Here is a 15,945-nt window from a genome sequence, read left to right as displayed (position 1 = left end):
GGCGTCTGGTGAGCGGCCTGTACAGGCTGCAAAACATAAAAAACCCGGCGCGAGGCCGGGTTTTTTCGATGACGCTGGACTCAGGCTGCGAATTGCTTGGCCACGAAGTCCCAGTTGACCAGGTTCCAGAACGCTTCTACGTACTTCGGACGCAAATTGCGGTAGTCGATGTAGTAGGCGTGTTCCCACACATCGCAGGTCAGCAGCGGGGTGTCGCCGCTGGTCAGCGGGTTGCCGGCACCGATAGTGCTGGCCAATGCCAGGGAACCGTCAGCCTTCTTCACCAGCCAGCCCCAGCCGGAGCCGAAAGTGCCGATGGAAGTCTTGCTGAACTCTTCCTTGAACTTGTCGAAGGAACCGAATGCCTTGTTGATGGCTTCGGCCAGAGCGCCGGTAGGCTCGCCGCCAGCGTTAGGGGCCAGGCAGTTCCAGTAGAACGTGTGGTTCCAGACCTGAGCGGCGTTGTTAAAGATACCGCCCGAGGAGGTCTTGATGATCTCTTCCAGGGTCTTGCCTTCGAACTCGGTGCCAGGCACCAGGTTGTTCAGGTTCACGACGTAGGTGTTGTGATGCTTGTCGTGGTGATATTCCAGAGTCTCCGCAGAAATGTGCGGCACCAGAGCGTCTTTGGCGTAGGGCAGTGGCGGCAATTCAAAAGCCATGGTTTATCTCCTTTCAGGTCAATTGCGGTAGTCGCACGGCCGATCACGGGCGGCCAGATACAGCATGCACCGGGAGTTTTACTCTTTTGCGGCGCAGACCCCGGATCATAGCACCGGGTCTGCGCCTTAACCACGCAACAACTGTGTGGGATAGAGGTTCCCACGCGTTTGACTCTGCGGTCATGAAATCCGTCAGGCTGAGCGGATTAACTGGAAGGCCACGCTGAACATCATCACCGCGATCATCAGGTCCAGCATGCGCCAGGTGGCAGGGCGCGCCAGCCAGGGAGCCAGCCATGCCGCGCCCAGGGCCAGGCTCGAGAACCACAGCAGCGAGGCGCTGGCTGCGCCGGCGACATACGCGCCAGGTACGCCCTGTTGCGCGCCCAGCGAGCCAATCAGCAACACGGTGTCCAGATAGACGTGCGGGTTCAGCAAGGTGACGGCCAGTGCGCTGAGCAACACGGTGCGCAGCGATTTTCTGCCGACCGCTGCACTATGCTCCAGGCTTTGCCGCGAGCAGGCGCGGCGCAATGCCTGCAGGCCGTACCAGCTGAGAAATATCACGCCGCCCCAGCGCGCCACCGCCAGCAGGGTCGGATTCTGTGCCAGTACATTGGCCAGGCCGAATACACCTGCCGCTACCAGGATGGCGTCGCAGACGATGCACAGCATCGCCACGGCCACATGATGTTCACGACGCAGGCCCTGAGCCAGCACAAAAGCGTTTTGAGTTCCGATAGCCATGATCAGGCCTGCCGCGATCAGCAGCCCATTGAGGTAGCTTTGCCACATAAGGATGTTCCGTTGAGCAGATTCAGATGGTCATTCTTATGGGTGGAGAGATATAAGGAAAACCAATAATCTTCATCGCTCATTAGGAAAACTGATGTTCGACTATAAATTGCTGTCGGCGCTGGCGGCCGTGATCGAGCAAGCCGGCTTCGAGCGTGCCGCTCAGGTGCTCGGACTTTCCCAGTCAGCGGTCTCGCAACGCATCAAATTGCTGGAGGCACGCATTGGCCTGCCGGTGCTGGTGCGCGCCACGCCGCCGAGCCCTACCGACATTGGCCGGCGGCTGCTCAATCACGTGCAGCAGGTCCGTTTGCTGGAGCGCGACCTGCAAAGTCAGGTGCCAGCATTGGACGAGGAGGGCATGCCCGAGCGTTTGCGCATCGCCTTGAATGCCGACAGTCTGGCAACCTGGTGGGCGCCAGCCATTGGCGCGTTTTGTACGCAACACCGTTTGCTGCTGGATCTGGTTGTCGAAGATCAGGACGTAGGCCTTAAGCGCATGCGCGCCGGTGAGGTAGCGGCCTGCCTGTGTGGCAGCGAGCGTCCGGTGGCCGGGGCCCGCAGCCAGTTACTGGGGGCCATGCGCTACCGGGCGCTGGCCAGTCCGGCGTTCATCGCCCGCCACTTTCCGGACGGCGTCAGCCCTGAAGCGCTCGTCAGATCCGCAGCTCTGGTATACGGGCCGGACGATCTTCTGCAGCATCGTTATCTGGCACTGCTGGGTGTTCAGGACGGCTTCGAGCATCATTTGTGTCCGTCCTCCGAGGGTTTCATCCGTATGATCGAGGCGGGGATGGGCTGGGGGCTGGCGCCCGAGTTGCAGGTGCGCGACCAGTTGCGCAACGGCACGCTGCTCGAATTGCTGCCGGACCGTTGCATCGATGTGCCGCTCTACTGGCATCATTGGCGCAATGGTGGGCAGCTTCTGACGCGCCTCACCGAACATCTTGCGCAACATTCGGCTCACTGGCTGGTGCCGCTGAGCGAAGACTGATCGTCAACAGGATCATGTGTAATCCATGCAGGCAGGGTTTTCCTTTCCTGCAGACGCGTTAATGGAGCGGTAAATGAAGATTCTGGTCACCGGCGCGAGCGGCTTCATCGGCGGACGCTTTGCGCGTTTTGCCCTTGAGCAGGGCATGAGCGTGCGGATCAATGGCCGTCGTGCCGAAGGTGTCGAGCACCTGGTCAGGCGCGGTGCCGAGTTTATCCAGGGCGACCTCGCCGATCCCTATCTGGTGCGCGCATTGTGCGATGACGTGGAAGCGGTCGTGCATTGCGCAGGCTCGGTCGGTACGTGGGGACGTCGCCAGGATTTCATGCAGGGCAACGTGCAGCTTACGGAAAACATCGTCGAGGGCTGCCTGAAACAAAGGGTGCGACGGCTGGTTCATCTTTCCTCGCCGTCGATCTACTTTGATGGGCACTCGCACCGCGGGATCAAGGAAGAGCAGGTGCCCAAACGCTTTCACAATCACTACGCGGCCACAAAATACCTGGCCGAGCAAAAAGTCTTTGGTGCCGAAGAATTCGGGCTGGAAGTCATTGCCCTGCGGCCACGCTTTGTCACCGGCGCGGGCGATAACAGCATTTTCCCGCGTTTGCTGCACATGCAGCGCAAGAGGCGCCTGTCGATCGTCGGCAATGGCTTGAACGTGGTGGACTTCACCAGCATGCAGAACCTTAACGAAGCCCTGCTGAGCAGCTTGCTGGCAACGGGTTCGGCATTGGGCAAGGCCTACAACATCAGCAATGGAACGCCGGTCCCGCTGTGGGACGCGATCAATTACGTGATGCGCCAGATGCACTTGCCGCAGGCTACCCGTTATCGTTCGTACGGGCTGGCCTACAGCGCCGCGGCGATCAATGAGGCTGCCTGTATGCTGTGGCCGGGCAGACCTGAACCTACCCTGTCGAGAGTGGGCATGCAGGTCATGAACACGGATTTTACGCTTGATATCAGCCGCGCCAGGCATTATCTGGATTATCAGCCCCAGGTCAGTCTGTGGGCGGCGCTGGATGAATTCTGTGGCTGGTGGCAGGCACAGCACGCCATCTGAATGCGGCAGTAGCACAGTGAGATTGATTCTGCGCTGTTGTTATACTGCCCAACTTTGATTTAACAGCTTCCTGAAGGGTTATTCATGCGCAACGATCCCTACGACGACGTCGATGACGTTCCCAGCCTGAGCGCCAAGGACGATGACGACGACTTCGCGCCGAGCAATGGCGCACGCGAGCGCACCACCGTCTATTCGCGCACCACGCCTGTAGTCAAGGTCAAGGCGCCGAGCACCGGGCCTTTGTGGGCGTTGGTCGGTGCGTTGTTCATCGCCTTCTGCGGTCTGGGCTGGTGGAGCTTTCAGCAGGTTTCCCTGATGGAACAGCAGTTGGTAGCGACTCAGGAAAGCTTTGCGCGCATCAGCGAAGAAGCAGCCGGGCGCTTGCAGGATATTTCCGGCAAGGTCGTCGCGACCGAAGCGCTTTCCAGTGATGGCGAGGCGCTCAAGCAGCGTATCAAGTTGCTCGAAGCGCAACTGGAAGATCAGGACAAACAGCGTGAAGGTGTCGAAGGCCAGCAGGGCAGTCTCGACAAGCGTCTGGAGCAGATGGCCGCGCAAACCGCCCAGCAGCAGAGTGAAAACGCGCAGTTGCAGGAGCAGCTCAAAAGCGTCGTCGCTGAACTGACCACTCTGAAGGCTGCGTTGCCTGACCTGAAGACCGCTCAGGCCGATCAGGGCAAGCTGGATGCGCAGATCAAAAGCGTGGCAGCCGATGTCGCCACGTTGAAAAAGCAGGGCAACCCGTCTGCCGCTGTAGAGCGCCTGGAACAGGACCTGATGGTGCTGAAAAGCGAACAGGAAAACCGCCCGGCTCCTTCAGCGCAAGCCAATACGGCCGAGTTCGATGCGTTTCGTGCTCAGGTGACTCGTAACATCAATACCCTGACCAGCCAGATTCAGAACCTGTCGCAACAGCTCAACGCACGCCGTTGACCCTGGCAGCATCTGCCGCCGTCAGTGCGGCAGGTCGACCAAGGAGCGCAGGCCAGAAAATTCAGGTGCAGATACAAAGAAACCCCGATTCCTGCGAATCGGGGTTTCTGCTTTCACGACAGCGGCTTACATCCGTGGGTAGTCGATATAGCCGACTGGCCCTTTGGCGTAGAACGTCTCCGGATGGGCTTCATTCAGAGGCGCATCGCTGGCCAGACGCTCAGGCAGGTCGGGGTTGGCGATGTACGGCACGCCAAAGGCAATGGCGTCGGCCTTGCCTTCTGCCAGCCAGGCGTTGGCCGTGTCCTTGGTGAATTTTTCATTGGCGATATAGACGCCGCCGAAATCCTTCTTCAGCTGTGGGCCGAGGCTGTCTTCAGCATCATGCTCACGGGCACAGATGAACGCGATACCGCGCTTGCCGAGCTCTTTGGCCACGTAGCTGAAGGTTTCAGTACGATTTGCATCGCTCATGTCGTGCATGTCGAAGCGAGGCGAGAGGTGAACACCTACACGGCCAGCGCCCCAGACATCGATGACTGCGTCGGTCACTTCGAGGAGCAGACGCGCACGATTTTCCACCGAACCGCCGTACTCGTCGGTGCGCTGGTTGCTACCGGTCAGCAGGAACTGTTCAAGCAGATAGCCGTTGGCGCCATGCACTTCCACGCCGTCGAAGCCCGCAGCCTTGGCGTTTTCCGCACCGATGCGATAGGCCTCGACGATGTCACCGATTTCCGCCAGTTCCAGCGCGCGCGGGGTTGGCAGTGGAGTGATCGGACGCATCAGGCTGACGTGGCCTTCGGCGGCAATGGCGCTAGGTGCGACCGGGGTTTCGCCGTTCAGGTACGAAGGGTGGGAAATGCGCCCTACGTGCCACAACTGCAGGGCGATGCGGCCACCGGCGTTATGCACCGCCTTGGTGATGTTGCTCCAGCCACGCACCTGGTCGTTGGACCAGATGCCCGGGGTGTCGGGGTAGCCCACGCCCATTGGGGTGACGGAAGTGGCTTCGGTCAGGATCAGGCCGGCCGAGGCGCGCTGAACGTAATACTCGGCCATCATCGCGTTCGGCACACGGCCTTCATCGGCACGGCAGCGCGTCAGTGGAGCCATGATGATGCGGTTGGGCAGTTGCAGATCGCCCAGGGTGATCGGGTCAAAGATAGTCGTCATGTGTCTAATCCTCGTAATTGATCAATGCGTAGCAGGGGCCAGATCGGGGTTGCCGGTCTGACGAAAGGTAATCAGGGTAATCAGCAGCGCCAGTACGGCCAGGATGGCGGCGGCCAGCGGTACGCTGGTCAGCCCCAGACCGTGGGCGATGACGCTGCCACCGACCCAGGCGCCCAGCGCGTTGCCGACGTTGAAGGCGCCGATGTTCAGGGTTGAAACCAGGTTCGGTGCGGCTTTGCCGAACGTCACCACGTTGATCTGCAGGGCCGGGACGGCAGCGAAGGCTGCGACTGCCCAGAGGAACAGGGTGATTTCAGTCGGGATCAGCGCGGTGCTGGTCCAGCTGAGTACGGTGGAGATCACCGCCATCGAGACGAATACGCCAATCAGCGTGGACGACAGGCGGCGGTCGGCCATCTTGCCGCCGATCACGTTGCCGGCGGTCAGGCCCAGGCCGATCAGCAGCAGGGTCCAGGTCACGCCGTTGGGCGGTACACCGGTGACTTCGCCCAGCAGCGGAGCAATGTAAGTGAACAGGGTAAACATGGACGCCGAGAACAGCGCAGTCATGGTCAGCGACAGCCAGATGCCGGCCCCTCGCAGAGCGCCCAGTTCAGCGCGCATGTCGAGCTTTTCTTCATTGCGGTTGGTCGGCAGGAAGCGGATCAGGCCGATCAGCGCAATCACGCCGATGACCGTGACGGCCCAGAACGTCGAGCGCCAGCCTGCGTATTGACCCAGTGCAGTACCCAGCGGCACGCCCAGTACGTTGGCCAGGGTCAGGCCGGTGAACATCAAGGCCACCGCCGAGGCACGACGGTTGGCGGGCACCAGACCTGCGGCAACCACCGAGCCGATGCCGAAGAACGCACCGTGACACAGTGCAGTCACCACGCGGGCGAACATCAGGACGTTGTAGTCACTGGCCAGCGCACAGAGCAGGTTGCCGATGATGAAAATCCCCATCAGCGTGACCAGCGCGGCCTTGCGCGGCAGTTTTGCCGTGGCCATGGCCATGAACGGCGCACCAACGGCGACACCCAGCGCGTAGCCGGTCACCAGCCAGCCTGCGCCGGGGATCGATACGCCAAGGTCGGCTGCTACATCGGGCAGCAGGCCCATGATGACGAATTCGGTGGTGCCGATGGCGAAGGCGCTCAGGGCCAGAATGAGTAGCGAAAGAGGCACGGGGCAGCTCCTGGTAAACGTTGGAAAATCAGGTCGGGTTGTTCAGTTCTTCAACCAGCGCCTGAACGAATGCCTGTATGACTTCTTCGTTGCGTCTGAAGAAATGCCATTGGCCGACCTTCTTGCTGCTGATCAGACCAGCGCGTTGCAAGGTCGCCAGATGGGCCGAGACAGTGGATTGTGACAATCCCGCACGCTGATCGATCTGTCCGGCGCACACGCCGTGTTCGATCGAGTATTCCTGGGCGGGAAAGCTTGCGCGGGGGTTCTTCAGCCAGGTCAGGATTTCTCGGCGGACCGGGTGGGCCAGGGCTTTTATTATGTCGTCGAGGTCGATAGGCATGTCGTTCTCACAGGCGGTGTAGCGTTATATCGCGATAGAGCGAACCTTATATCTGTATTTCGCGATATACAAATATGATTATGTGCTTAGGATCAGTGAAATCGCTATATCGGGTTATAACGATATATGGACAGTGGGCCCGAAAGCGGCCTAGGCTTGCAGCCATGAACTACTTGGCACATCTTCATCTTGGCGGGCACCGGCCCGCTCAATTGCTTGGCAGCCTGTATGGCGACTTCGTCAAAGGTCCGCTGCCGGGACGTTTTCCTGCGGAACTCGAAGCGGCGATTCGTCTGCACCGTAGCATCGACGCCTTCACTGACAGTCATCCGCTGATCAAGGCTTCCATTGCCCGCTTTCCGCTCCAGAGACGGCGTTATGCGGGCATCATGCTCGATGTCTTCTTCGATCATTGCCTGGCGCGCGACTGGCATCGTTATGCCGACCTGCCGTTGGACGCATTCACCCGCAAAGTCTATGGCACGCTGGCTGCCGAGCCGCAATTGCCCGAGCGGCTGGCGCTGATCGCACCGCGCATGGCCGCGCAGGACTGGCTGGGGTCGTATCGGGATTTCGAGGTGCTGGAGCAGGTGTTGAGCGGCATATCCCGACGCTTGTCAAAACCCGAAGGGCTGGCCGGCGGCATGCAGGAACTGCAGGCGCTGTACCAGCCCTTGAGTGCGGATTTCGCCGAGTTCTATCCGCTACTCGAAGATTTCGCTCAGGCCGCTCTGGCCGGACGCGAAACCACTTCGCTCGGCTGAGCCGGCGGCTCGCCAAACAACGCCACCTGAACGGCCTGTTGGGCCTTGAAGGCCAGTGCGGCACGTTCCTGGTCAGCGGTCGGGATTGGTGTCAGCAGGTGGATATGCACATCGCTCTGCTCGTTGGCGAACAGCCGGCGCAGATGCGATAGCAAGTCATCGTCGCCAATGAACGGGGCTATGGGGTCCGGTTTGCCGTCACGTGAGTAACCAATGGCCACCGGCTGGATTGGCACGCCAGCGTCGATGGCGCTGGACAGCAGGCGACCGTGAAAGGTGCGCAGGCTTTTGCCGTCCGTGGTGGTGCCTTCGGGGAAGATCAGCAGTGCGTTGCCTTGTTGCAGGTGGTTGCACATCTGCTTCTGGATCAAACGGCTGTCGCCCGATCCGCGACGAATGAACAGCGTACCGGCCTTTAGCGCCAGCCAGCCCGCTACCGGCCAGGTCCGTACTTCGGCTTTCGACAGAAACGACAGCGGTGCGAGCATGCCGAGCAGGGCGATGTCGGTCCATGACACATGGTTGCTGACCCACAGCATGGGCTGGGTTGGCAGTTGACCTGTCACGGTGACGCGAAATGGCAGGGCGTTGGTCAGGCGTGCCATGAACCAGCGGCTCCAGCGCTGCCTGCGCTCCATCGAACCTCCGACCTTGGTGCGTTCCAGGATCGAGAACGCGCTGGCAATCGTCAATCCGAGCGCTACGACCAGTAGCACCCGGACTACGCGGGCGTAGCCGCGTAACCGGCTCATCACACGGCCGCCTTGAAGTGGCGGGCGTAGCGCGGGCACAGGTCGTCGCGCTTGAGCAGGATGAACACGTCGGCCACCTGGAAGTCTTCGTCCCAGCACGGTTCGCCGCAGATCTTGGCCCCCAGACGCATGTAGGCCTTGAGCAGCGGTGGCATCTCGCAGATCACATTGCTCGGGATGTCGAGGGTCGGCAGCGGGTTCTTTGGCTCGGCGCGCAGGTGCTCGTTGCACAGGTAGCGTTCGCGCAGGCGTTGCATGATCGCATGGGCCTGAATACCGCCGTCCTGCATCGGGATGCTCGCGCAGCCCATCAGGTAGCTGTAACCGCCTTCGTTGAGCACCTCGGCCAGTTCGCTCCACAACACCGCGATGGTGCCGCCGTTGCGATAGGTTGGATCGACGCAGGTGCGGCCCAGTTCGAGGATAGGCCCTTGCAGATTGACCAGCCCGTGCAGACTGAACTCTTCTTCGCTGTAGAAGCGCCCCAGCGTGTTGGCGGCCTTATGGTCGAGCAGCCGGGTCGTGGCAACCAGACGCCCGGTGTTCAGGTCGCGTACCCCGATGTGCGAGCAGTGAACATCGTAATCGTCGATGTCCAGGCCTTGTTCAGCGCCGTTGAGACGGGCGTTGAACTCTTCGCTGAACACACTGAAACGCAACGCCTGTGCTTCCTGCAAGGCGCGCGCTCCAATCAGGCGCTCGGCCTGAAGACGACGTTCAGAAGTGTTGTCACGAATGCGGGCGATCTGGGTCATACGAATCTCCATGAGCCAGCCTTGCAGATGCAGAGAGGGCTGGTTGACTGATTTGTCCAGGCGCTTTGCCGTACTTGCAGGCTAGGGAGATGGCGTGTCATGCCTGTGAAGCTTTGGTGATGGTTGTGTGACGGGGGATGCTGGGGCCATTTCCCCTGTGTCCGGTCTTGAGGGTTGCAGGGCGGCGCAGATTTGTGACGCTCTGCGTCTGCTCCCGAGGTAATGGCTGACTGTCATGAAACGCTGATACGGTGTGCGGATTATTCTGTAGAGGCCTTGTCATGCCGCGTGGATTTGTCCGTCTGTGTCTGGTTCTGATTCTGGGTTTCAGTGCTCAGGGAGTCGTTGCTCAACCATGGCCGGCAGAGCAATGGCCTTCTCAGTCTGTGCCGCTATCGGCGGCCATCGAAGAGCTTGAGGCTTACGCCTTCCCGCCCCGTGACGACGCCACGCGCAAGGGCATACGCACCGATGCGCTGCTGGTGATTCGTGATGGCGAAGTTGTGTACGAGCGCTACGGCGGTGTAACCACTGCGCAAACGCCGCACCTGACCTGGTCGATCAGCAAAAGCGTCATGGCGACAGTGCTGGGCGTGGCGTTTGCAGAAGGGCGCTTTCAACTGAATGATCCGGTGGCGAAGTTCTACACGCCGTTCAAGGCGCACCCCGAGATCGCCATCAAAGACCTGATGCACTGGGCGTCGGGTCTGGATTGGCAGGAAGACTACGAATACGCTCCGCTCAACTCCTCGGTGGTCGCCATGCTCTACACCCGCGGGCGTGACGACATGGCACGCTTCACCGCCGATCACCGCGCTGCCCAACCCCCCGGCAAGACTTACCTTTATTCCAGCGGCGACAGCACCGTCCTGGCTGCGGCCTTGAAAAAGATGGTCGGCGATGAGGCTTATCCGGGTTATCCATGGACCGCGCTGTTCGACCCGCTCGGCATTCGCAGTGCCGTCTGGGAAACCGATGGCGCGGGTACATTTGTAGGCTCTTCCTATGCCTACATGACCGCCCGCGATCTGGCCCGCATCGGCCTGCTGATGCAGCGCGGCGGGCAATGGCAGGATCGGCGACTGCTCAACAAGGAGTGGATGGACTTCGCGCTGATGCCATTTGCCGGTGCAGGCGTGGATGCCAGCGTTGAAGTGCCCGGAGGCCAATGGTGGCTCAACCGTACTGCCGATGGCGGCAAAGGACCGTGGCCGGACGCTCCCCCTGACACCTTCGCGGCACTGGGGCATTGGGGGCAGGCGCTGTATGTGATTCCCGATCAGAAGCTGGTGATCGTGCGTTATGCCGATGACCGCGACGGTACCTACAACCACAATGAGATGCTCAAGCGCGTACAGGCCGCGTTTGGCAAGGAGGGCGGTCAATGAGCACGCGTCGAATGTTCATCCTGCGCCGTCCCTTCAGCAGCCTGCTGTTGCTGATCGTTGCCGCACTTGCCGTACTCGCCTGGCAGTACCGTGTGAACCTGCAGGCATTTCCGACCATCATCAGTGCCTACACCGCCAAGGAATACTGCTCATGCAGGTACGTCATGAACAATTCCGAAGCGTATTGCCAGGGCTACATCAAGCAGTATCTGCCCAGCACCCTGGTCGACGACAGCAGTCAGAAACGGGTCATTGCCAGCGGCCTGGGACGCACCAGCAGCGCGTCGTGGCAGGGTGAGCGACAGGGCTGTCGCCTGCTGCCATGAGGGCTTGATGGGGTGCCGCCGAACGCAGTCGTTTGCCAGCGGTCAGACAGGCGGATAAGGTGGCCCTCAATTGTAAGTCTGGAGTCTGCATGCTCACTATGAATCGCCTGCTGCTGGTCCTGCTGGCCGCAGTGGCGTTACCTGCCCATGCGAACTGGTATCTGGATAACGAGTCGTCGCGACTCTCGTTCACCTCGACCAAAAATGCCGATATTGCCGAAGTGCATCGCTTTCTCGTGCTGCATGGCAAAGTCGACGCCAAGGGGCTGGCTGAAGTGGAAGTTGAAACCGATTCAGTCAGCACCGGCATCCCTCTGCGCGACGAGCGCCTTCGAGAGCAGGTGTTTCAGGTGCGCAAGTTTCCGACTGCTCAGATCAATGCGCAGCTCGACATGCGCCCGATCAACGACCTCGCGCCCGGCGCGCAACTGGAACTGCGTTTACCGCTGACCGTCAGCCTGCGCGGCAAGACCCACAGCTATAACGCCGAGCTGCTGGCGACGCGTCTCGACGAGCGGCGCTTTCAGGTCGTGACGCTCGAGCCGCTGGTGATCCATGCCCAGGATTTCGATATGGCCCCGGATTTCAAGGCTTTGCGCAATGCCGCAGGATTGTCGGCGGTGAGCCTCTCGGTCCCGGTCGGGGCTGTCCTGATCTTCACGGCGCGCTGATATGAACGGTGCGATTTTTCCGTGGCGTGAAAACAACCGCTTTCAATTGCTGATCGACGGTCCTGCGTTCTTTCCGCGCATGATCGCAGCCATTGATCGCGCCGAGCAGCAGGTCGATCTGGAGTTGTACCTGGTCGAAGCCGGGGCCTGCGCCGACGCCATCGTGCGCGCGCTGGTCGAGGCGGGCAGGCGTGGCGTGATCGTGCGCTGCCTGTTCGATGACTTCGGTTCAAAAGCCTTCGACGCCGGCCTGCGCAAGCAACTGACCGATGCCGGTGTGATTCTGCGTTTCTACAATCCGATCCACTGGCGGCGCGGCGTGCGCAACTTCTACCGCGACCATCGCAAACTGCTGTTGGTGGACAAGGCCTTGGCCGTGGTGGGCGGCACCGGTGTGACCGACGAGTTCTGGGAGCCGGACAAGGACGCCAGCCAGTGGCACGAAGTGATGGTCGAAATCACCGGGCCGCTGGTGATTGACTGGCAGGCGCTGTTCAACCGGCAGTTCCACGCCAACGCCCGGCGTTTCGCCTGGCGTCCGAAAGAAAACTTCGGTCTTGATCACCTGCCCAAGGCCCCGACAACCGGCGAGGGGCTGGGCCGCGTGGCGTATGCCGATTCCCGCCAGCACCGCGACATCCTGCAATCGCTGGTGCGTGCGCTGAACACCGGGCAAAAGCGGATCTGGCTGGCAACCCCTTACTTTCTGCCCACCTGGAAAGTTCGCCGCGCCTTGCGCCGGGCGGCGGCGCGTGGCGTTGATGTGCGTTTGCTGCTGACCGGACCGCGCACCGATCACCCGTCCGTACGCTATGCCGGTCAACGCTACTACCCGCGCCTGCTACGCGCCGGGGTCAAGGTGTTCGAATACCAGCCCTGCTTTCTGCACCTGAAAATGGTCCTGATCGACGACTGGGTGAGTCTCGGCTCGTGCAACTTCGATCACTGGAACCTGCGCTTCAACCTGGAAGCCAACCTCGAAGCCCTCGACCCCGGGCTGACCCGCGACGTGGTCGCCAGCTTCGAAAAAGACTTCGCCCTGAGCGCCGAAACCACGCTGGCAGACTGGAAGGCCAGGCCGCTGTGGCGACGGGTCAAGCAGCGCTTGTGGGGCTGGATCGACCGGCTGGTGGTGAACTTGCTGGATCAGCGTAACTGAGGTTTGCGCGGGGCCGATCGTGGCCCCGGCTTGTCATCTGGTCAAACGATGCATTCCAGTGAACGGTCAACCATGGCTTTGGCCATCTCGGCCATGTGCAACACCGAAAACGCCAGATCACGGCTGGTGCCCTGGGTGCTGTCGCCGGACTCATAGGCCGTCGTAATGATGCAGCGCAGCAGATCCGAAGCGTAGTTGAGCGCCTCTTCCTGGCTGACGGATGCGTTGACGGTGAACAGGGCGGTGGGCGGGTCGGGGACGATTTTATCGGGCATGTTTGCAACTCCTGATCAATGAAAGGAGCCGCCCCTTTCGCTACCAAACGATCAGGGTGGCGGCCGTACGCAGGTTGGTAGACCGGTGACCAGGCAAGCCGGTGCGTCCGAAGACGCCAAGCGCACGGCCACCATAAACGCAGGCCGAAAAAATGCGCCTTGAGAAGGTGGCGCATTGCGCACAGGTCACTCAGGTCTACCAAACCTGATCGCTGATTGGGCAGCGATCGATGAAGGCTAGAGACCTGAATAGCCAAGCGCAAGAGGCCGGGATTTTCTCGGAAATTTCCTTCAATTGGAAGGGAGGTGTCCTGCTGATAATTTCCTACAAGAATTATCGAAATGGGTTTTCTGAAGATGTTTTCGGTGTAGGCGGGGAAGTGACGAGGGCTGTTTGTCAGTATTTCAGCAAGCAGTACATCACCGAGGGCGATACGTTAAGACGCTATCGGATCACAGTGAATCAGCATGATGTGTCTCCGCCCTATAGATAATGTGCGGAGTAGAGCGCATGTAATGAAAATAGCCTGTGCAGCGTTTGCTGGACAGGCTTGTTGCATGAATGGAGTCGTTAAGGCTTTTTAATATTCTTCATGTAGGTATGATTTGGATCTGTAACGACTTTCTTCGTCAGCGCGTCCAGTTCCTTGCTGTGATACATGTCCAGGCATTTCAGCAGGTCGAATTTTATACCCTTGATCTGGGATTCGGCCAAAGGGTTTGTGTAGTCTCGCGCGAGGTATTTTTTTACCAACGCTCTGATTTCATCTGGACCTTCCTCCCAATCGTAGTTTGCCCAGTCTTCCATTGCAGTGACGCTGCTGCCCGCGTCAATTCCTACCTTGACATCATACGCATAGGCATTTGCTATGCAGCTAGCGAGCACCAGGTCCTTGTAGTTCTGTGCATAGCTTCTATGCATGCCTTCCGGTGATGAAGGTAGTGTGTCTGCAAAACAGTTGGTTGTCGCGAATACAAGAAATACTGTCTTGATTGCAAAAGGTATCCTCATTATACGTAACTCCATTTCGCGTTTAGGGTCGCTTGTAGTCTTGCACGTCGGTATGTGTAGGGTTTATTACGGCTTTTTTTGTCTGCGCATCCAGCTCTTTGCTGTGGTAAAGATCAAGGCACTTAAGCAAGTCAAATTTCACGCCTTTTATTTCGGATTCGACAAGAGGGTTTGTGTAGTCCCTTGCAAGATAATTGTCTACGAATTCTCTGGGCTTCTCAGGGCTTTTTTCCCAGTCATAGTTGGCCCACTCGCGCAACGCTGTGACGCTACTGCCAGCGTCAGTCCCGACGTTGGCACTGAATTTGTAAGCGCTCGCAATGCAGGTGGCAAGAACCATGTCTTTATAGTTTTGCGCGTGTGTTCTATACATACCTTCCGGCGATGATGGCTGAGCAGATGCATGAATAGTAAGCGCGGTGAGCGAGCAGCAGGCCAGTACGGTCGTAAAAAGTGATTTCATTGCGTAAGGCTCCAGAAATTAGCCCTGTCTGTACGGTAATTAACGTCATGCTCATTAAAATAGCAATGATCATAGCAGGCGTTTCCGTCGAATAGCGTTGCGTGGCCTCTGGCGTTACTCCAACCCGATATTTCAAATATTATAATTCCTCTTTTGTTTTTCAGCGCTCCGCCATTAGAGGGTGGGTACCTAACTATTTCAGGTTTTCCCCAGCTGTTTTTCAAAAAGGCGATCAGGTTTTCAATTCTGTAAAAGTATTGTTTATTATCGCCTCCGGTTACTGTTTCACCAAGGGTTCTGGGAACTGCTGAGCCCGCGTAGTTTAATATGTAGCTTATTCGGACGGCGCAGGTGTTTTCCCATCTTTGTAACGGGTCGGGGTTGTTTATGTTCTTCGCGACGAACCCCCCAATCACCTCTGCCACTCGCTTTTCCGGCGCTACCGGATCATAAATATGTTGCGAAGCCGCCCAGGCGGCGGTAAAAAATGGCCGTGCCATAGTCCTTCCTTGATCATGTCGTGACGTTTGATACGTGCGCTTTCAAGATGTCAGGAATAGACCTTGTTGTTGATACGGTTCCAGCCACCTGAGACATTCCCTCCACCGGCACCGTCAGATCTTTTCTGCTGGGTGTAGGTGGTTTTGATTTTTCCGTAGTTTAGGCTGATGGTCTCGCTGGGGATGCCATCGTTGGCATGCTGGGTGTAGTTGGAAATGATGACTTCTTCCAGCAGCACTTCAAAGTATTTGACCTTGTCTCCGCCTGCACGATGCAGTGACAAGACGACTTCCTTCAGGTGCTTGCCCGCGCACAAACTTTCCATGAGCTTGCAGCTCGACTTGTCCAGTGATTTGGTGAACGTGAAATCACTCAAGGACGTCCGACCCGACGAGGCGCCTCCTGAAGAGCTCGCCGTGGCGGAGGTACTTTGGTGCATGCCGAAACCATACCCGGTGATCTCGATGCAGTCCTTGTAGCGGTCATCCAGCGCTTCGCCTGGAATGCCTTCGATTTTGATATATGCGTCAAATGCCATGTTTAAAACTCCACGTTCGATCGGTCTTACGTTGCATACAGGTATCCATATGTTTCAGCAGCGTAATCTTTATTTTTATCGAACGCGGTGGTCAGCAACCTTTGCAATGCACTGAAATATCTCCATTTTTTGTGGGAAATGTAGTACAGATTTAAGTGTGTTGGCTTTATTGTTATTGCCT

20 protein-coding genes are annotated in these 15,945 nt (G+C 58.8%); 8 read left to right on the top strand and 12 right to left on the bottom strand.

The genetic code is table 11. The annotated features are described in order from the left end of the window. Positions 1 to 80: 80 nt before the first annotated feature. Together sodB and JOE39_RS14260 are read right to left on the bottom strand one after the other, a co-directional pair. Positions 81 to 662 (bottom strand): superoxide dismutase [Fe], encoded by a 582-nt coding sequence (gene sodB, locus JOE39_RS14265; protein WP_003313497.1) that lies wholly within the window; start codon positions 660 to 662, stop codon positions 81 to 83. A gap of 192 nt (positions 663 to 854) precedes the next feature. Then, positions 855 to 1,457, bottom strand: coding sequence for a LysE/ArgO family amino acid transporter (locus JOE39_RS14260; RefSeq protein ID WP_003313496.1), 603 nt, complete (start codon positions 1,455 to 1,457; stop codon positions 855 to 857). Positions 1,458 to 1,551: 94 nt separating this feature from the next. Between JOE39_RS14260 and JOE39_RS14255 the strand changes: the two genes are divergently transcribed. The 3 genes from JOE39_RS14255 (at position 1,552) to JOE39_RS14245 (ending at position 4,453) form a co-directional block, all read left to right on the top strand. Beyond that, positions 1,552 to 2,451, top strand: coding sequence for a LysR family transcriptional regulator ArgP (locus JOE39_RS14255; protein WP_003395283.1), 900 nt, complete (start codon positions 1,552 to 1,554; stop codon positions 2,449 to 2,451). A 73-nt stretch (positions 2,452 to 2,524) separates the two neighbouring features. Beyond that, entirely contained in the window at positions 2,525 to 3,517 is a 993-nt protein-coding gene (locus JOE39_RS14250; protein ID WP_003313494.1) for an NAD(P)-dependent oxidoreductase, read from the top strand. Positions 3,518 to 3,601: 84 nt separating this feature from the next. Next, positions 3,602 to 4,453 (top strand): hypothetical protein, encoded by an 852-nt coding sequence (locus JOE39_RS14245; RefSeq protein WP_003345326.1) that lies wholly within the window; start codon positions 3,602 to 3,604, stop codon positions 4,451 to 4,453. 126 nt (positions 4,454 to 4,579) lie between these two features. Here JOE39_RS14245 and JOE39_RS14240 read toward each other — a convergent pair whose 3' ends face one another. From JOE39_RS14240 to JOE39_RS14230, 3 genes are read right to left on the bottom strand one after another with little or no spacing between them, the layout of a single operon-like run. Beyond that, positions 4,580 to 5,629 carry an alkene reductase gene (locus tag JOE39_RS14240; protein ID WP_032662760.1) on the bottom strand — a complete coding sequence of 350 codons (1,050 nt, stop codon included), beginning with the start codon at positions 5,627 to 5,629 and terminating at the stop codon, positions 4,580 to 4,582. Between the two features lie 21 nt (positions 5,630 to 5,650). Continuing rightward, positions 5,651 to 6,817, bottom strand: a complete 1,167-nt coding sequence (locus JOE39_RS14235) for an MFS transporter (RefSeq protein ID WP_032662762.1) — start codon at positions 6,815 to 6,817, stop codon at positions 5,651 to 5,653. 28 nt (positions 6,818 to 6,845) lie between these two features. Then, positions 6,846 to 7,160 (bottom strand): helix-turn-helix transcriptional regulator, encoded by a 315-nt coding sequence (locus JOE39_RS14230; RefSeq protein ID WP_003313487.1) that lies wholly within the window; start codon positions 7,158 to 7,160, stop codon positions 6,846 to 6,848. A 164-nt stretch (positions 7,161 to 7,324) separates the two neighbouring features. On the opposite strand from JOE39_RS14230, the gene JOE39_RS14225 reads away from it, so the two are divergent. Next, positions 7,325 to 7,924: an ACP phosphodiesterase gene (locus JOE39_RS14225; RefSeq protein WP_003313486.1), complete on the top strand. Its 600-nt coding sequence runs from the start codon at positions 7,325 to 7,327 to the stop codon at positions 7,922 to 7,924. Here the strand turns inward: JOE39_RS14225 and JOE39_RS14220 are convergent. Together JOE39_RS14220 and olsB are read right to left on the bottom strand one after the other, a co-directional pair. Then, the gene (locus JOE39_RS14220; RefSeq protein ID WP_210078618.1) at positions 7,882 to 8,676 is read right to left on the bottom strand and encodes a lysophospholipid acyltransferase family protein; all 795 of its coding nucleotides are present in this window, start codon (positions 8,674 to 8,676) and stop codon (positions 7,882 to 7,884) included. The genes JOE39_RS14225 and JOE39_RS14220 overlap by 43 nt on opposite strands. Further along, a complete protein-coding gene (gene olsB / locus JOE39_RS14215) occupies positions 8,676 to 9,431 on the bottom strand; it encodes an L-ornithine N(alpha)-acyltransferase (RefSeq protein ID WP_003424385.1) in 756 nt (251 codons plus the stop codon). The genes JOE39_RS14220 and olsB overlap by 1 nt, the downstream gene beginning before the upstream one ends. Positions 9,432 to 9,712: 281 nt before the next feature. Here olsB and JOE39_RS14210 point away from each other — a divergent pair, with 281 nt between their 5' ends. The 4 genes from JOE39_RS14210 to JOE39_RS14195 all read left to right on the top strand — a co-directional run bounded on the left by JOE39_RS14210 (position 9,713) and on the right by JOE39_RS14195 (position 12,975). After that, positions 9,713 to 10,819, top strand: a complete 1,107-nt coding sequence (locus JOE39_RS14210) for a serine hydrolase (RefSeq protein ID WP_210078619.1) — start codon at positions 9,713 to 9,715, stop codon at positions 10,817 to 10,819. Next, a complete protein-coding gene (locus JOE39_RS14205) occupies positions 10,816 to 11,145 on the top strand; it encodes a hypothetical protein (RefSeq protein WP_003395271.1) in 330 nt (109 codons plus the stop codon). The genes JOE39_RS14210 and JOE39_RS14205 overlap by 4 nt, the downstream gene beginning before the upstream one ends. Before the next feature lie 89 nt (positions 11,146 to 11,234). Beyond that, the gene (locus JOE39_RS14200; RefSeq protein ID WP_004416281.1) at positions 11,235 to 11,816 is read left to right on the top strand and encodes a YceI family protein; all 582 of its coding nucleotides are present in this window, start codon (positions 11,235 to 11,237) and stop codon (positions 11,814 to 11,816) included. Between the two features lies 1 nt (position 11,817). Further along, positions 11,818 to 12,975 (top strand): phosphatidylserine/phosphatidylglycerophosphate/cardiolipin synthase family protein, encoded by a 1,158-nt coding sequence (locus JOE39_RS14195; RefSeq protein ID WP_003313479.1) that lies wholly within the window; start codon positions 11,818 to 11,820, stop codon positions 12,973 to 12,975. 41 nt (positions 12,976 to 13,016) lie between these two features. On the opposite strand, the gene JOE39_RS14190 is transcribed toward JOE39_RS14195, so the two are convergent. From JOE39_RS14190 to JOE39_RS14165, 5 genes are all read right to left on the bottom strand, one after another. Beyond that, entirely contained in the window at positions 13,017 to 13,250 is a 234-nt protein-coding gene (locus JOE39_RS14190; protein ID WP_003313478.1) for a DUF3077 domain-containing protein, read from the bottom strand. Between the two features lie 571 nt (positions 13,251 to 13,821). Continuing rightward, entirely contained in the window at positions 13,822 to 14,262 is a 441-nt protein-coding gene (locus JOE39_RS14180) for a type VI secretion system amidase immunity protein Tai4 (RefSeq protein ID WP_057445446.1), read from the bottom strand. A 22-nt stretch (positions 14,263 to 14,284) separates the two neighbouring features. Next, positions 14,285 to 14,725 carry a type VI secretion system amidase immunity protein Tai4 gene (locus JOE39_RS14175; RefSeq protein WP_003424371.1) on the bottom strand — a complete coding sequence of 147 codons (441 nt, stop codon included), beginning with the start codon at positions 14,723 to 14,725 and terminating at the stop codon, positions 14,285 to 14,287. After that, positions 14,722 to 15,225 carry a type VI secretion system amidase effector protein Tae4 gene (locus JOE39_RS14170; RefSeq protein WP_003395262.1) on the bottom strand — a complete coding sequence of 168 codons (504 nt, stop codon included), beginning with the start codon at positions 15,223 to 15,225 and terminating at the stop codon, positions 14,722 to 14,724. Before JOE39_RS14170 ends, JOE39_RS14175 begins: the two co-directional genes overlap by 4 nt. A gap of 50 nt (positions 15,226 to 15,275) precedes the next feature. Beyond that, positions 15,276 to 15,764: a type VI secretion system tube protein Hcp gene (locus JOE39_RS14165; RefSeq protein ID WP_003345343.1), complete on the bottom strand. Its 489-nt coding sequence runs from the start codon at positions 15,762 to 15,764 to the stop codon at positions 15,276 to 15,278. Between the last annotated feature and the right edge of the window lie 181 nt (positions 15,765 to 15,945).

This window comes from Pseudomonas sp. PvP100, from assembly GCF_017833055.1.
Classification (GTDB): Bacteria; Pseudomonadota; Gammaproteobacteria; order Pseudomonadales; family Pseudomonadaceae; genus Aquipseudomonas; species Aquipseudomonas syringae.
The sequence above is the reverse complement of the archived record's forward strand: the minus strand, read 5'-3'. Positions and strand labels throughout refer to the sequence as shown.

Excerpts from the sequence above, each read along its gene's own strand:
- JOE39_RS14165 (WP_003345343.1), bottom strand. The coding sequence starts at position 15,764 with ATGGCATTTGACGCATATATCAAAATCGAAGGCATTCCAGGCGAAGCG.
- JOE39_RS14250 (WP_003313494.1), top strand. The coding sequence starts at position 2,525 with ATGAAGATTCTGGTCACCGGCGCGAGCGGCTTCATCGGCGGACGCTTT.
- JOE39_RS14225 (WP_003313486.1), top strand. The coding sequence starts at position 7,325 with ATGAACTACTTGGCACATCTTCATCTTGGCGGGCACCGGCCCGCTCAA.
- JOE39_RS14195 (WP_003313479.1), top strand. The coding sequence starts at position 11,818 with ATGAACGGTGCGATTTTTCCGTGGCGTGAAAACAACCGCTTTCAATTG.
- JOE39_RS14220 (WP_210078618.1), bottom strand. The coding sequence starts at position 8,676 with ATGAGCCGGTTACGCGGCTACGCCCGCGTAGTCCGGGTGCTACTGGTC.
- olsB (WP_003424385.1), bottom strand. The coding sequence starts at position 9,431 with ATGACCCAGATCGCCCGCATTCGTGACAACACTTCTGAACGTCGTCTT.
- JOE39_RS14180 (WP_057445446.1), bottom strand. The coding sequence starts at position 14,262 with ATGAGGATACCTTTTGCAATCAAGACAGTATTTCTTGTATTCGCGACA.
- JOE39_RS14255 (WP_003395283.1), top strand. The coding sequence starts at position 1,552 with ATGTTCGACTATAAATTGCTGTCGGCGCTGGCGGCCGTGATCGAGCAA.
- JOE39_RS14170 (WP_003395262.1), bottom strand. The coding sequence starts at position 15,225 with ATGGCACGGCCATTTTTTACCGCCGCCTGGGCGGCTTCGCAACATATT.
- JOE39_RS14190 (WP_003313478.1), bottom strand. The coding sequence starts at position 13,250 with ATGCCCGATAAAATCGTCCCCGACCCGCCCACCGCCCTGTTCACCGTC.
- JOE39_RS14200 (WP_004416281.1), top strand. The coding sequence starts at position 11,235 with ATGCTCACTATGAATCGCCTGCTGCTGGTCCTGCTGGCCGCAGTGGCG.
- JOE39_RS14240 (WP_032662760.1), bottom strand. The coding sequence starts at position 5,629 with ATGACGACTATCTTTGACCCGATCACCCTGGGCGATCTGCAACTGCCC.
- JOE39_RS14245 (WP_003345326.1), top strand. The coding sequence starts at position 3,602 with ATGCGCAACGATCCCTACGACGACGTCGATGACGTTCCCAGCCTGAGC.
- sodB (WP_003313497.1), bottom strand. The coding sequence starts at position 662 with ATGGCTTTTGAATTGCCGCCACTGCCCTACGCCAAAGACGCTCTGGTG.
- JOE39_RS14230 (WP_003313487.1), bottom strand. The coding sequence starts at position 7,160 with ATGCCTATCGACCTCGACGACATAATAAAAGCCCTGGCCCACCCGGTC.
- JOE39_RS14260 (WP_003313496.1), bottom strand. The coding sequence starts at position 1,457 with ATGTGGCAAAGCTACCTCAATGGGCTGCTGATCGCGGCAGGCCTGATC.
- JOE39_RS14210 (WP_210078619.1), top strand. The coding sequence starts at position 9,713 with ATGCCGCGTGGATTTGTCCGTCTGTGTCTGGTTCTGATTCTGGGTTTC.
- JOE39_RS14205 (WP_003395271.1), top strand. The coding sequence starts at position 10,816 with ATGAGCACGCGTCGAATGTTCATCCTGCGCCGTCCCTTCAGCAGCCTG.
- JOE39_RS14175 (WP_003424371.1), bottom strand. The coding sequence starts at position 14,725 with ATGAAATCACTTTTTACGACCGTACTGGCCTGCTGCTCGCTCACCGCG.